General features: G+C 61.6%; 10 protein-coding genes and 1 pseudogene. 4 read left to right on the top strand and 7 right to left on the bottom strand.

The features are described 5' to 3' along the window. The first annotated feature begins 57 nt into the window (after positions 1–57). Positions 58–1,485: an MmgE/PrpD family protein gene (locus tag AC1D1J_RS20050; protein WP_477688267.1), complete on the top strand. Its 1,428-nt coding sequence runs from the start codon at positions 58–60 to the stop codon at positions 1,483–1,485. Between the two features lie 178 nt (positions 1,486–1,663). Then, the gene (locus tag AC1D1J_RS20045) at positions 1,664–2,812 is read left to right on the top strand and encodes an ABC transporter substrate-binding protein (RefSeq protein ID WP_477688266.1); all 1,149 of its coding nucleotides are present in this window, start codon (positions 1,664–1,666) and stop codon (positions 2,810–2,812) included. A gap of 49 nt (positions 2,813–2,861) precedes the next feature. Here the strand turns inward: AC1D1J_RS20045 and icmF are convergent, their stop codons facing one another. The 6 genes and pseudogenes from icmF to AC1D1J_RS20015 all read right to left on the bottom strand — a co-directional run bounded on the left by icmF (position 2,862) and on the right by AC1D1J_RS20015 (position 11,286). Next, positions 2,862–6,185, bottom strand: a complete 3,324-nt coding sequence (gene icmF, locus AC1D1J_RS20040; RefSeq protein ID WP_477688265.1) for a fused isobutyryl-CoA mutase/GTPase IcmF — start codon at positions 6,183–6,185, stop codon at positions 2,862–2,864. Between the two features lie 187 nt (positions 6,186–6,372). Continuing rightward, complete coding sequence (locus AC1D1J_RS20035; protein WP_477688264.1) at positions 6,373–8,364, bottom strand: TRAP transporter large permease; 1,992 nt, start codon at positions 8,362–8,364, stop codon at positions 6,373–6,375. A gap of 64 nt (positions 8,365–8,428) precedes the next feature. After that, the gene (locus tag AC1D1J_RS20030) at positions 8,429–9,055 is read right to left on the bottom strand and encodes a TRAP transporter small permease subunit (RefSeq protein ID WP_457281277.1); all 627 of its coding nucleotides are present in this window, start codon (positions 9,053–9,055) and stop codon (positions 8,429–8,431) included. 77 nt (positions 9,056–9,132) lie between these two features. Further along, complete coding sequence (locus tag AC1D1J_RS20025; RefSeq protein WP_477695662.1) at positions 9,133–10,242, bottom strand: TRAP transporter substrate-binding protein; 1,110 nt, start codon at positions 10,240–10,242, stop codon at positions 9,133–9,135. 152 nt (positions 10,243–10,394) lie between these two features. Then, a pseudogene (locus AC1D1J_RS20020) lies at positions 10,395–11,159 on the bottom strand (PPK2 family polyphosphate kinase); the annotation flags it as partial. Continuing rightward, positions 11,146–11,286, bottom strand: a complete 141-nt coding sequence (locus AC1D1J_RS20015) for a hypothetical protein (RefSeq protein WP_477695661.1) — start codon at positions 11,284–11,286, stop codon at positions 11,146–11,148. The gene AC1D1J_RS20015 and the pseudogene AC1D1J_RS20020, both read right to left, overlap by 14 nt. Positions 11,287–11,487: 201 nt before the next feature. Here AC1D1J_RS20015 and AC1D1J_RS20010 point away from each other — a divergent pair, with 201 nt between their 5' ends. Both AC1D1J_RS20010 and cqsA read left to right on the top strand, forming a co-directional pair. Then, positions 11,488–11,931: a rhodanese-like domain-containing protein gene (locus tag AC1D1J_RS20010; protein WP_477688262.1), complete on the top strand. Its 444-nt coding sequence runs from the start codon at positions 11,488–11,490 to the stop codon at positions 11,929–11,931. A 219-nt stretch (positions 11,932–12,150) separates the two neighbouring features. Continuing rightward, positions 12,151–13,401, top strand: coding sequence for an alpha-hydroxyketone-type quorum-sensing autoinducer synthase (gene cqsA / locus AC1D1J_RS20005; protein WP_477673012.1), 1,251 nt, complete (start codon positions 12,151–12,153; stop codon positions 13,399–13,401). 8 nt (positions 13,402–13,409) lie between these two features. On the opposite strand, the gene AC1D1J_RS20000 is transcribed toward cqsA, so the two are convergent. Beyond that, positions 13,410–14,396, bottom strand: coding sequence for a response regulator (locus tag AC1D1J_RS20000; RefSeq protein ID WP_477688261.1), 987 nt, complete (start codon positions 14,394–14,396; stop codon positions 13,410–13,412). Positions 14,397–14,434 lie beyond the last annotated feature (38 nt).

Here is a 14,434-nt window from a genome sequence, read left to right as displayed (position 1 = left end):
ACACAAGGATGCGCTGACAGGCGCAACCACATACCAAAACAGACCCCAAGGACAAGCATGTTCAGTTCCCCCGTCCCCGCTACCCAGGTTCTCGCGCACTGGGCTGCCACGGTTCCCAATCAATGGGGTGAATCCACCTTACGCACGGCAGAGCACTCCCTGGAGGACACCATCGCCGCCATGGTGGCAGGTGCTGGGGACCCGGTTTGCGCCTCGGTGCGGGCGGGATTGCGTGTCGCGGGACCGGTCCCGGTGGTGGGTAGCAACACCGGGACTTGTGCCGCCTTCAGTGCGCTGGCCAACGGCACGGCCGCCCATGCGCGGGAGCTGGATGAGATGTTTTTCGTCGCCGGTGGCCATTTTGGCTGCGCCGTGATCCCAGCCATCCTGGCGCAAGCCCACGAGATTGATGCCACGCTGGACGCCGTGCTGGACGCGCTGATCGTCGGAAGCGAGGTGATGGCCCGCGTCGGGATGGCGATGGACCGGTCCCATGCCGAAAAAGGCTGGCATGGCACTCAAACCATTGGTGTAATTGCTGCCGCAGCCGCTTGCGCCAGGTTGCTTGGGCTGGACGCTGGCAGGATGACGCACGCTCTCAGCTTGGCCGTTTCCATGGCGGCTGGACCCAAGGTCCAGTTCGGCACTGACACGAAACCCGTACATGCCGGACTGGCGGCGCAAGGCGGTGTGCTGGCCGCATCGCTTGCAGCATCGGGTGTCACCGGCAGCGATAAAGCCCTGGAAGGCCCGCATGGGTTTGGCGCACTCTATGCTGGGGGCTTGGCGGCCGACTGGCGGTCCATGACTGCAGTCAACGATGGCCCGCTGGCGATCGACAGCCACGGCCTGGGATTCAAGCTGTATCCCAACTGTGCGTCCACACACCGCTGTCTGGACGCGTTGCAAGCCCTGGCCACGGAACACCGATTCTGCATGGAGGACGTGGAGCGCGTCGAAACATTGGTCGGGCGCGTCAACCTGGTGAACCTCAAATACCCGGAGCCCCGGGATCCGCGCGAGGCCATGTTCTCCATGCCCTACGCGGTGGCAACGATGCTTCGTTATGGCACGGTCACGTTGGCTGACTTCACGCCGAAAGCGGTGCAAGACGACGTGACCCGTCGCCTCATGCCACGCGTCGAAATGCGCCTGGATTCGACACGCGTAGAAACCGCAACGCAGCTGCTCCCCCACACCACAGTCGTAACCTTGAAGGACGGACGACGCCTGGAGCGCGTGGTTCACCACGCCAAAGGGTCATTCCTGAATCCATTTTCGCCGTTGGAGCGGCAAATCAAATTCGAACAATGCACCACGGGCATTATTCCGGAAGAGCGGGCGGCAACGCTTCGCGACAACCTGGCTCGACCGCAAGGTGTCAAGGTTCGCCAACTGCTGGCACAGCTGCAGTTCGAAGCCCGGGTCGATGACGGCACGCGTTTCGGCCGTCCACGAGGAGGCGGGTCGAGCCCCCTTCCTTGATCCATGGAATCCAGCCCTGCTCAGGCGGGCCCGAACCCGACGGTTCCCCCGCCCGGATCACAGTCGAAGCGGCGCTGGCAACGGAGAGTCCGCGTTTGGAAATGACCGTGTTGCAGCAGGTTGACCACTGATCGATACCCAAGTCCGTCAGATTCGCGGCACAAAGGAAACTCTCATCATGCACCACCGTTGTTTATCGTCGGCTTTCGCCAAGGCCCTGATGGCACTGGCCGTGGGCGCCCTTGTGACGGGAGCCGGTCCGGTACTCGCCGCAGAGATCATAGTGGGCCAAGTCGGCCCCATGTCAGGGCCGGAGGCCGGTCAGGGCCGCGCTTACGCCGCCGGCATGCAATTGCATTTCAACGCCATGAACAAGGTCGGCGGCATCAACGGTCATAAGTTCACACTTTTGCGCAAGGATGATGGCGGGAGGCCCGACGACACGGTCACTTTGACCAAGCAGATGATTGCTGAAGATAAGCCGCAGGTCCTGGCCGGCTACTTTGGCGGCAAGAATGTTGCAGACTTGGTGTCTGCGGGAATTTTGGCAAAAGAAAAGATCGCTCTGGTGGGCTACCGTACTTCGGAGATTCAGCCGGGCGCTCCCTACCTGTATAGCGTGCGGGCAGGCCTGCGCGAGGAGATTTCCAAACTCATCGAGCATTTGGCTACCGTCGGGATTAAGCGCCTGGGGCTTTTCCATGAGGCTGGGCCGGGCTCGACTTCGGTCATTGCCGCGGCCGAGGATGCGGCCAGAAAAGCGGGAGCGACTATCGAGGGACGCGCCTCCTACGTCGCTAATACGGTCAGCGTCACTGATGCCGTGGACACTTTCATGAACATGCAGCCGCAAGCGATCATCATGGTTTCCAGCGGGTCTGCTGCGGCCGGCTTTATTGAAAAGTACCGTATCGCAGGTGGCGCGGCTCAACTGCTTTCGCATTCGGGCGCCGACATCGAGCAACTCTCGAAACGACTGTCTCCGGAGCAGATGCAAGGTGTGGCTATCGCCCAAGTGACGCCAAGTCCGTACAAGGTCTCCAGTCAACTAGTCAAGGAATTTACTGAGACCGCTGCCAAGACACCCAACCTGGAAGTGCCTGTGAGCTACGCCATGATGGAGGGCTATATTGCCGCTCGCGTCATTTCTGAAGCGATACGCCGCCAAGGCAGCAGGCCCAGCCGCGAGGGGACCGTTCTAGCCTTGGACAGCATGAGTAATTTTGACCTTGGTGGTTACTCGATCAGCTTTAAACCCGGACAGCACTCTGGCTCCAGCTTCGTCGAGTTATCCATCGTTACCAGTGCTGGCAGGATCCGTCAATAGCTCAAATAATTTGCCATTGATCAGTTGGGTAATAGCAGCCCCCGGCGATTTACATATTCCTCCGGTACTGCCCACCCACCTCAAACAGCGCATTAGTGATCTGCCCCAGCGAGCAGACGCGCACCGCCTCCATCAACACCTCGAACACATTGAGGTTCTCAATCACGGCCTGCTGCAGGCGTTTGAGCATGGCGGGTGACTCGGCCGCGTGGCGGCGATGGAAGTCGTCCAGGCGCTTGAGCTGGTTCTGTTTTTCTTCTTCGGTGGAGCGAGCGAGCTCCAGCTTGTCTTGTACCGCATCACCATGCGGGTTGCGGAAGGTATTGACGCCGATGATGGGCAGCTCGCCGGTATGTTTGAGCATCTCGTAGTGCATGGATTCGTCCTGGATGCGGCCGCGCTGGTAGCCGGTTTCCATCGCACCCAGCACGCCGCCACGCTCGGCGATGCGTTCGAACTCCAGCAGAACGGCTTCTTCGAGCAGCTCGGTGAGTTCCTCAATGATGAAAGCGCCCTGTGAGGGGTTTTCGTTCCTGGCCAGGCCCCATTCGCGGTTGATGATGAGCTGAATCGCCATGGCTCGGCGCACAGACTCTTCCGTCGGCGTGGTGATGGCTTCGTCAAACGCGTTGGTGTGCAGTGAGTTGCAGTTGTCGTAGATGGCGATCAGTGCCTGCAGCGTGGTGCGTATGTCGTTGAACTGGATTTCCTGTGCGTGCAGGCTGCGGCCCGAGGTCTGGATGTGGTATTTCAACTTCTGGCTGCGTTCGTTGGCACCGTATTTCTCTTTCATGGCCACGGCCCAGATGCGGCGCGCAACGCGGCCCATCACCGTGTATTCCGGGTCCATGCCGTTGCTGAAGAAGAAGGACAGATTGGGCGCGAAGTCGTCGATGTGCATGCCGCGAGCCAGGTAGGCTTCGACAAAGGTAAAGCCGTTCGACAGCGTGAAGGCCAGCTGGCTGATCGGGTTGGCGCCGGCTTCGGCGATGTGGTAGCCGCTGATGGAAACACTGTAGAAGTTGCGCACCCGGTTGTGCACAAAGTACTGGGCGATGTCGCCCATGACTTTCAGGCTGAACTCGGTCGAGAAGATGCAGGTGTTCTGGCCCTGGTCTTCCTTCAGGATATCGGCCTGCACGGTGCCGCGAACGTTTTCCTGCACCCACTCGCGAATCTTCGTGGCCTCGGTTGCCGTCGGGTCTCGGCCATTGTCCTTTTTGAACTTCTCCAGATTCTGGTCAATGGCCGTGTTCATGAACATCGCGAGAATGGTCGGCGCCGGCCCGTTGATGGTCATGGAGACCGAGGTCGACGGGCTGCACAGGTCAAAGCCGTCGTAGAGCACCTTCATGTCGTCCAGCGTGGCGATGGACACGCCCGAATTGCCGACCTTGCCATAGATGTCAGGGCGCAGCGCCGGGTCGTTGCCGTAAAGCGTGACCGAGTCAAACGCGGTGGACAGCCGCTTTGCCGCCATGCCTTCGCTGAGCAGCTTGAAGCGGGTGTTGGTGCGGAAAGGGTCGCCTTCACCGGCGAACATGCGGGTCGGGTCTTCACCCTCGCGCTTGAAGGCAAAGGTGCCGGCGGTGTAAGGGTAGCTGCCGGGCACGTTGTCCAGCATCAGCCACTTGAGGATTTCCCCGTGGTCTTCGTATTGCGGCAATGCCACCTTGCGGATGGTGGTGCCGGAGAGTGATTTGGTGGTCAGTGCGGTGCGGATTTCCTTGTCGCGGATCTTCACCACGTATTCGTCGCCGGCATAGGCGGCCTGCATGTCCGGCCATTGGGCCAGCAGGGCGCGCGCATCGGCGTCCATACGGGCCTTGCGGTGACCGGCCAGGTCCAGCGCGGCTTCGGCAGCGGGCGCGCGGTCGGGCTTGTCGATCTTGAGCATGGAGGCCGCGGCTTTGAGCTGCTGCACCTCGCGTGCCAGTTGGGCTTGCGCGCGGGCACGTTTTTTGTAGCCGCGCACCGTGTCGCTGATTTCGGCCAGGTAGCGCGTTCGCGCGGCCGGCACCACCGGCGTCTGGTTGGTACTGTGGCGCACTTCGGCCGCGGGCAGCACACCGCCCTCAAGCGCCAGGCCCAGCGCGGCCAGGCGCGGCTTGAGTGCCTGATAGAGGGCCGTCACGCCGTCGTCGTTAAAGCGCGCAGCCATGGTGCCGAAGACCGGCATCTTGTCGGCCGGCGTGCCCCAGGCTTCCCTGTTGCGCTGCACCTGCTTGGAGACATCGCGCAGGGCGTCGAGTGAGCCCTTGCGGTCGAACTTGTTGATGGCGATGAATTCGGCGAAGTCCAGCATGTCGATCTTTTCGAGCTGGCTGGCGGCGCCGAACTCGGGCGTCATCACGTACATGGGCACGTCCACATGCGGAACGATGGCGGCGTCGCCTTGTCCGATGCCGGAGGTCTCGACGACGATCAGGTCGAAACCTGCGCATTTGCAGGCGGCAATTACGTCAGGCAGGGCCTGGCTGATTTCGGAGCCGAAGTCACGCGTGGCCAGTGAGCGCATGAAGACGCGTTGGCCGCTGTCGGCGTTCTTCTGCCCTGCCAGGGGGACAGTCCAGGGGTTGATCGCGTTCATGCGGATGCGGTCGCCGAGCAGTGCGCCACCGCTCTTGCGGCGAGACGGGTCAATACTGATGATTGCCACGCGCAGTTTGTCGTTCTGGTCCAGCCGAAGTCGGCGAATCAGCTCGTCGGTGAGCGAAGACTTGCCGGCGCCGCCGGTACCTGTAATGCCCAGTACGGGAATTTTGCGAGTGGAGGCTTGCGTGCGCACCTTGTCAACCAGCGCGGCATCGGCTTTGCCGTTCTCCAGCGCCGTGATCAGCTGCGCCAGCGCACGCCAGTTCATCTCGCCGTGCCCTTCGATGGCCTTGACGTTCTTGGGCGCGAAGCCTGTCAGGTCTTTGTCGCAGCGCATGACCATCTCGCCGATCATGCCGGCCAGGCCCATCTTCTGGCCGTCTTCGGGGCTGTAGATGCGGGTGACACCGTAGGCGTGCAGTTCACGGATCTCGGGCGGCACGATCACGCCGCCCCCGCCGCCGAACACCTGGATGTGCTCGCCCCCGCGGCTTTTGAGCAAATCCACCATGTACTTGAAGTACTCGACATGCCCGCCCTGGTAGGAGCTGATAGCGATGCCTTGCGCGTCCTCCTGCAGGGCGGCTGTGACCACTTCGTCCACACTGCGGTTGTGGCCTAGGTGGATAACCTCCGCGCCCATGCTCTGCAGGATGCGCCGCATGATGTTGATGGCGGCATCATGACCGTCGAACAGGCTGGCTGCCGTGATGAAGCGTACCTTGTGCGTGGGGCGGTAGCTGGCGAGCGCTTTGTATTCAGCGGACATGTCGGTCATGGGTGTCTCCGGGCGGGCGGCAGGGCCGTCGATCTGTAATCTGTTGATTGACGTTTACGTAAACGTCAATCTTAGCCGGTAAGCCGGCATCGATCAAGTGTGCGCCCGCAAGCTGAGGCGGCCCATAAAAGAGGGGCGCTGAGCGCCCCTTTTTGCCACGCCTGGAACCCCATGGGCCCCGGGCTGTTTACCCGTACAGGTACTTCGGCAGCCAGAGTGTGAGGCCTGGCCAGATGTACATGAAGACCATGCAGAGAATCACGATCAGCATGTAGGGCATCATGCCGGCGAAGATCTGGTTGATGGTCACGTGTGCCGGCGAGACCCCCTTCAGATAGAAGGCGGACATCGCCACCGGCGGCGACAGGAAGGCTGCCTGCAGGTTGACGAAGACCAGCACGCCCCAAAGAATCGGGTCTATCTGGAAATGTTGCAGCAGCGGCAGGAAGATGGGTACGAAGATCACGATGATCTCGGTCCATTCCAGCGGCCAGCCCAGGATGAAGATGATGGCCTGCGACAGCAGCAGGAACTGCAGCGGCGTCAGGTTCATCGAGAGCACCCACTCCTCGACCACGCGCTGGCCGCCCAGCAGGGCGAACACCGCGGAGAACAGCGCCGAGCCGACGAACAGCCAGCACACCATGGAGGTGGTCTTGCAGGTCAGGAACACCGCTTCCTTGATCTTCTGGAAGTCCAGCGTGCCGGCATGCCAGGCCATGAGGAAGGCGCCGGCCGCGCCGACGGCTGCGGATTCGGTGGCGGTTGTGATGCCGAACAGGATGACCCCCAGCACCACGATGGTCAGCAAGGCCAGCGGCATGACGGAGTTCACCAGCATCCGCAGAATCTCGAATTGTTCTGCGTCGAAGCGCCGGTAGTACCAGAGTAGCAGCCCCGCCATCAGCACGCAGGCGATGGCAAAGCCCGTGTAGAACGACTCGGGCACTGGTGCGGTCTGCGGCCCCGAGCCCGAGGGCTCACCGATCTCCTGCAGCGGGGCGTCAGCGGCAGCGCCCGCCGACGGCTTCGCATCTTCTGACCCCGGCGGGGCCTGCAGGCCACCGGCTTCCGCCGGTGCCGTGGCTACCGGGTCGGCGGGTGGTTCTTTCAATCCTTCTTCCGCGGGGGGCTCTTTGAGGCCGCCTTCAGCGGCCGGCGGCTCCTTTACGCCGCTCTCCGCTGGTGGTTCCTGGACCCCGCCGGTCGCTGCAGGCGCCTGGAGGCCCCCGCCTGCCGGCGCCTCGGCCTTGGCGGCGCGCGCTGCCGCTACCTGGGCGTTGTTGTCGGCCTGCGAATGGATGACCACATACCACCAGGTGCCGCCCAGGGTTGCCAGTGCGAACACCACCGGCACCAGGGCTGTGCCCAGGCTGCGCAACAGGAAGCCGCGGCTGACCTGGGCACCCGCCTGCAGCGCCTTGCCCGGAGCCGCGACGGCCATGGCCAGCGCAGGCAGCGTCCTGCGCGAATAGGCGGCGGTCACCTGCTGCAGCCAGAGTGGCACCGGCGCGCGGTTCTGCTCCGGCGGCAGCTTGGGCGCGATCTTGGGGTTGAGCATGACCCAGCCGACGATGTAGACCAGGTAGAGCAGGGCCAGGAAGAAGCCGGGGAACATGGCCGCCGCGTAGAGCTTGACCACGGACTGGCCGGCGACGGCAGCGTAGACGATGATCATCACCGAGGGCGGGATCAGGATGCCCAGCGTGCCGCCGGCGGTGATCACGCCGGCCGCCAGTCGCGTGTCGTAGCCGGCGTTGAGCATGGGCCGCATGGCGATCACGCCCATCAGCACCACCACAGCGCCCACCAGGCCGCTGGCGATGCCCCAGAACGTGCAGATGATCAGAGTGGTGACCGCCAGTGAGCCGGGCACGCTGCGGAACGCCAGCTGCACGCTATGGAACATCTTGTCCACCAGCGCGCCGCGCTCCATCACATAGCCCATCAGCACAAACAGCGGAATCGATAACAGGGTCTCGTTAGTCATCGCTCCAAAAGCGCGCTGGACCATCAGGTCGAAGATCCTGTTTTCCCAAAAATGGGTGGACGGATCGTAGAAGGCCACGAAGCCGAACGCCATGCCCAGGCCCATCAGTGTGAATGCGGTGGGAAAGCCCATCATGATGACGACCACGATCAGACCGAGCATGGTCATCCCGAGTACTGCGTTGCTCATTTGGAGACCTCCGCCCTGTGGGCCGCGGTGCCAAGAATCTTCGGAACGGCCAGGCGATTCATGTTCAACCTTTCAGGCCGGCGGATTTTTCGATGGCCAGCCGCTTGGCTTCTTCATCGACAAACTCGCTGCCGGCCAGCTGCTGCGCGACCACATCGGATTCCTGGGCGTCCTTGAGCCGAGGTGTCCAGATGCCGGTGCGGATGCAAACGACGCAGCGCAGGATCTCGGACAGCCCCTGCATCAGCACAATGGTGCCAGCCACCGGGATCACAAACTTGAACGGATACAGCGGGATTGGGGTGGCGTTGAAGGTTTGTTCGCGCATCGCCAGTGACTCATTGAAGTATGTCCAGCCGGCCCAGGTCAGCGCCATAATCCCAGGCAGGAAGAAGACGATGTACAGGACCAGGTCCAGCCAGGCCTGCGTGCGGGGCTTCAAGTTGCCATAGAAGAAGTCGCCGCGCACATGGCCGTCATGCGCCAGCGTGTAGGCGCCCCCCAGCATGAACAGCGTGCCATACAGCATGTTATTGACGTCGAAGATCCATGCGGTGGGCGCGTTGAGCGCGTAACGCTTGAAAACTTCAGCGCAAACGACCACCATGAGGATCACGATGAGCCAGGCGGCGGCCTTCCCGACCCAGGTGCTGATGTGGTCAGCAGTGTGAAGGATTTTTTGTGTATTCATTTTGAACCGGTGTTCCCATCAAAAAGGCCAGCCATCCAGGGTTGGACGGCTGGCCGGCTTCGCCGGGGCTCGCAGGCTCAGGCTTTCTTCTTGCCGAAGGAATGGTTGTAGGCCATCTTGAAATCGACCATGTAGTCGTTTTGCCAGGGGATGGTGCGCGCGGCGTAGGCCTTCTGCGAGTCGATCACCTTCTTGAACAGCGGATTGGCCTTGGCTTTGTCCTCGATGATCTTGTCCCAGGCTTCCAGCTGTGCCTTGAGCACGGCGTCGGGCGTCTTGTAGAACTTGATGCCCTGTTTCTTCATTTCAGCGTAGTCGGTGGAATTGCGATCTATGGCCTTCCAGCTCATGTCGGCGCTGGCAGCCTGCACGCCGTAGTCGATGATTGCCTTGAGCTCGGCGGGTAGCGCGTTGAACTTGGCTTTGTTAAACAGAATCTCGAACTGCTCTCCGCTCTGGTGAAAGCTCTGAAGCATGCAGTTTTTGACCACATCCGGAAAGCCCAGAACGCGGTCGGAGCTGGCATTGTTGAACTCGGCCGCATCGATCAGGCCGCGGTCCAGCGCCGGTACGATCTCACCGCCAGGCAGCGGGTTCACGGAGGTGCCCATCGCGGTGAAGATGTCGACCGACAGTCCGACCGTACGGAACTTCAGGCCCTTCATGTCACCCACTTTGGCGATCGGCTTCTTGAACCAGCCCAGCGGCTGCGTAGGCATGGGGCCGTAGAGGTATGACACCACATCCATGCTGATCGACTTGTAGATTTCTTCCAGCAGTGCTTTACCGCCGCCGTAGTTGTGCCAGGACAGGACCATGTTCGGGTCCATGCCGAAGGCCGGGCCGGAGCCCCACAGGGCCAGGGCGTTGTTCTTGCCATAGTGATAAGCCACCACGCCGTGTCCACCGTCCAGGGTTCCCTTATTCACAGCTTCCAGTAGCTGAAAAGCCGGCACCACGGCGCCGGATGGAAGCACCTCGATCTTCAGTCGGCCGCCGGCCATGTCATTGACCTTCTTCGCGAAGTCATTGGCGTACTCATGGAAGATGTCCTTGGCCGGCCAGGTGCTCTGGAAGCGAAAGGACGTTGTCTGCGCCATGGCGACCATGGGGGCGGACAGGGCGCCGGCGGCAATCGCGGCGCCTTTCAGCAGGCCGCGCCTGCGGGGGCTTTTGCTCTCGGTCATGACTTGTCTCCTGTTGTTTCGAAAAAGATAAGAGGACTCATCATTCCGTCTTGCCCATTCCTTACAAAGAGGGTTTCCACCAACGCTACAGGTTGTTTCCCCTTCTCAGGGTGAAACTGTCTGTGCGTGACCGACAGGAGCCCGCGAGGAGCTCAGGTGACTTTCAGCCCCCTGAGGGCCGGATCGCCCGGCGGAAAGCGCAGCTTCAGTTCCTGCAACCGGGTCCGGACGAGGGTGGCGATCATCAGGTTGCGATGCGTCTTGGAATCAGCGGGCACCACGGTCCAGGGTGCCCAAGGAGTGCTGGTGGCCTGAAGCAGTGCTTCGTAAGCCTTTTGGTACTGCTTCCACTGTTTGCGAACCTCCAGATCGCCCGCGCTGAATTTCCAGTGTTTGGCGGGGTCATCCAGTCGCTCCTGCAGCCGTTGCTTTTGCTCATCGGGACTGATATGCAACATGAACTTGAGGATCACCGTACCGGTTTCCGAGAGCATGCGTTCGAAGTCGTTGATGTGCCGGAACCGCTGTGCTGTTTGTGCCGGTGTGATCCATCCGTTGACGGGCGGCACCAACACATCTTCGTAATGGCTGCGGTTGAAAATCGCGATCTCCCCCGTGCCCGGCATCTGTTGATGGATTCGCCACAGGTAGTCGTGCGCCCGCTCGTCTTCCGTCGGCGCCTTCCAGCTGACCGTCCGTACGCCCAGCGGGCTGATGCGCCCAAAGACACCGCGCAATGTCCCGTCCTTGCCTGAGGTGTCCGTTCCCTGCAGGACCACAAGAAGTTTGTAGCGTTTGTCCGCGTAAAACAGGTTTTGCAATCCGTCAATCTCTGTGGCCAGTGCTTCGACGGCAGCTTTATCGCGTAGCTTGTCGCCCGTCGAGAACGGCTTGGCTGCCGGGTCAAGGCTGGCGAGGGAAAACCCCTTGGGCTTCGTCGGGGAGGGTTGCCAGGGGGGCTACGGTTTTGGCCAGCGCCTTGAAGCTTGCCTTGCCAGGCTGTACCTCTTGTGGAGAAGGTGTGTCGGCGTTGTTGCGGGGCATCCGGGTCTCCTGCAGTTCATCGGTAGGATGATTGTGCATGCCCAGCCCACGTGAGGAGGGCGCGCGGCCAGCCTATGCCCCTCACCGTCTGATGGGTGGTTTCAGGTGGATAAACTTGATCTGCTGGTTTTGGGCCGTTGCCATGAGATGCATGCACGCCCATATACCTGTTGATCAACATTTGAACCGAGAGGCCCTGTCATGGAAAAAAACACTTCTGCAAATGCTTCCGCGCGGCCCGGTGTCCAGCCTGCTTCCGGTTATGCCGGCGATATTTCTGCACAGCTGGCTTTCGAGTGGATGCAGTCGGGTGAAGCCGTGCTGGTGGATGTGCGGACCGACGCCGAACGTGAATGGGTGGGCTATGTGCCCGGCGCAGCACCTCTGGCCTGGAAGCAATGGCCGGGCATGGCAATGAACGCAGGGTTCGACGAAGGGCTGAAAGCCGCCGTGCCCGCTGGCAAGAAAGCGGTGCTGCTGTGCCGCAGCGGCGTACGTTCGGTCGCAGCGGCCAAACGCGCGACCGAGCTGGGTGTCGAGGCTTACAACATCCTCGAAGGTTTTGAAGGCGATGCTGATGAGCAGGGGCAGCGCGGCCGCAAGGGTGGCTGGCGTTTTCGGGGCTTGCCGTGGAAGCAGGGTTGAGATGACTGCCACCTCCGGTGGCCGGCACATCTACTTTTTGTAACTTGAATATGTAATTAAATGACGGTTGGACTTCCTCAAAATGAGGTGAATAGTTCACACCACGATGTCGCAAATTTGGTGTATTGATGTACCCCCTGTTAATTCTGACAGGGGGTAAGAAGTATCAATTTGTTTGAGCGCTTTCAATGGGGTTCCCCTTTTTAACGGAGCTCCCTCATGCAAGTACTCGAACGCAAACTTTCCCCTGACGCCGCGCAGTTTTCCAACCCTGCCCTTGGGGCCCAGTTATGCCAGCGAATATCCCGTGACTTCACGCCGCGCTGGAATCAGCAGTGGAGCGGAAAGTTCATGCTTCATGGCAAAACACCGGACTCCAATGCCATCCGGCTGGACGGCAACGACTACCTCAGCGTCACGGGCCATCCGCACATCGTTCACGCGCAGGTGGAAGCCTTGCGCAAGGAGCGGGAGTTTGTGGTGCAGTCCGGTGTCTTCCACCTGAACCAGCATCCCACACACACGCTGGAGCTGGCACTGGCATCCTGGGTCGGCAAGGACGACGGCTTCATTTGCCAATCGGGTTATGCGGCCAATGTCGGCCTGCTGCAGGCGATTGCCGATGCGCAGACCCCTGTATACCTTGATACGCTGGCCCATGCGTCGTTGTGGGAAGGCGCCCATGCGGCGCGCGCCCCGGCTTTCGCTTTTCGCCACAATGATCCGGTTCATCTCGCCCGGATGATCGCCAGGAACGGCCCTGGCATCGTGGTGGTCGATTCCGTGTATAGCACCACGGGTGCCATCTGTCCCCTTGGGGAAATTGTCGATGTGGCCGAGCAGCACGGCTGCATGATCCTGGTGGATGAATCGCACTCGCTGGGCACACACGGCCCGGAAGGTGCGGGGCTGTGCGCCGAGTTGGGCCTCACCAGCCGCGTGCACTTCATCACCGCCAGCCTTGCCAAGGCTTTTGCGGGCCGGGCCGGCTTTTTTACCGCGCCGGCGCACATGCGCTATTACATTCTCTGTTCAAGCTTTCCCAATATCTTCAGCTCCAGCCTGCTGCCGCACGAGATTGCCGGCCTTGCAGCCACGCTGGAGGTGATCCGCAACAGCGACGATGCGCGCGCAAGGCTTCACGCCCACACGCGCAGGTTGCGGTCTGCCTTGAGCGAGCTGGGCTATCCCATCCATCAGGGCAGCCAGCAGATCATTGCGCTGGAGGTTGGACTGGAATCCGACACCATGGTGTTGCGGGACCGGCTGGAGGAGCGCAACGTGTTTTCGTCGATGTTCTGCGCGCCGGCCACCAGCAGCAAACGCGCGATGATGAGGTTAACCCTGAATGCCGGGCTGATGGATTCCGAACTGGACCATGTGGAAGCGGTCGCACGCGAGATCGCGCCGATCGTAAAACCATGGGACTGGCCGATTGCACGGCGCGCCCGGGCCGGCCAGGAGGCATGATGCCGGCGTCAGTCCTGAAGGTGTCTCTCACCCGAGGTGGCAATAAATCGCTCGTGGCTGCTCATGAAGCCAGGGTTAAAAGGCTCGCCGACGGTAAAAAGCGCCGCATGAAGCGCGGCCGGACCGGAAGCGATGGCGAAGGCCTGGCGCGGCTGGGGTTTGTGGCCGGCGCCCAGTGCCAGCTGCAGTTCCAGGTCGATGAGTTTCCTGCCCGCCGCCACGTCCTTCACGGTCGCGGCATCCCAGCCTTGCGATGCCGCCATTTCGGCAAGCTCTGGCAGGTTCCCGGCGGGTTCCAGCTGCAACCAGCTGACGCTGCCTTTGCGGTCAAGGGCCAGCACACCGAAGGGTGCACCGATCACCACATGCTCGATCCAGCCTTGCCGCAGCGCCAGGTTTTCCAGCTCCTGCGCGACGGATGGTTCGCACAGCAGCGCATGCTGCGCGCGGGACAGCGTCGCCCGCCAGGTCTGCTGGTGCCGGGGATCGGGCTGTCGCAGCAGCGCCTGCACTGCATCGGTCAGGCGCAGCCGGATCTCCGGAGATTGCTTGGGAATGAATTGTTCGATCAGCCCGCGGTTGAAGGCCGACACGGCAAGTTGCTCGTCGGCCCGGCCTGTCAGCAAAACGCGCGAACCCGACCAGCCGGTCAGCTCGCTCAACACCCTCAGCCCGCTCATGGCCGGCATGGAATAGTCCACCACGCAGACCTGCGTGAGCGCAAATCGCGCCGTGCCGTCTTCCCGCCAGTACTGCAGGATTTGCGGGATCAGGGCCGTCCCCTCGCGCCATCGATTGATGATTTCCTGCTGGCGCCAGGCGTCCGCTTCCCAGCGCACCGGCTCCTGGAGCAGCAGGTCTATACACGCCACCGGGCGCAGGAACAGGCGTACACACCAGTCCAGCGGCATGACTTCCGCGAGCATTTCGAGATAATCCGGGTCGTCGTCCAGGAAAACCACGCCTCCGGGACGGCGGTAAAGTGCAAAGGACATGTTGTCAGTCTAGCGCGGGTTGTCAAAAGCAAATCATG

This window comes from Polaromonas sp. P1_F8 (assembly GCF_056405635.1).
The sequence above is the reverse complement of the archived record's forward strand: the minus strand, read 5'-3'. Positions and strand labels throughout refer to the sequence as shown.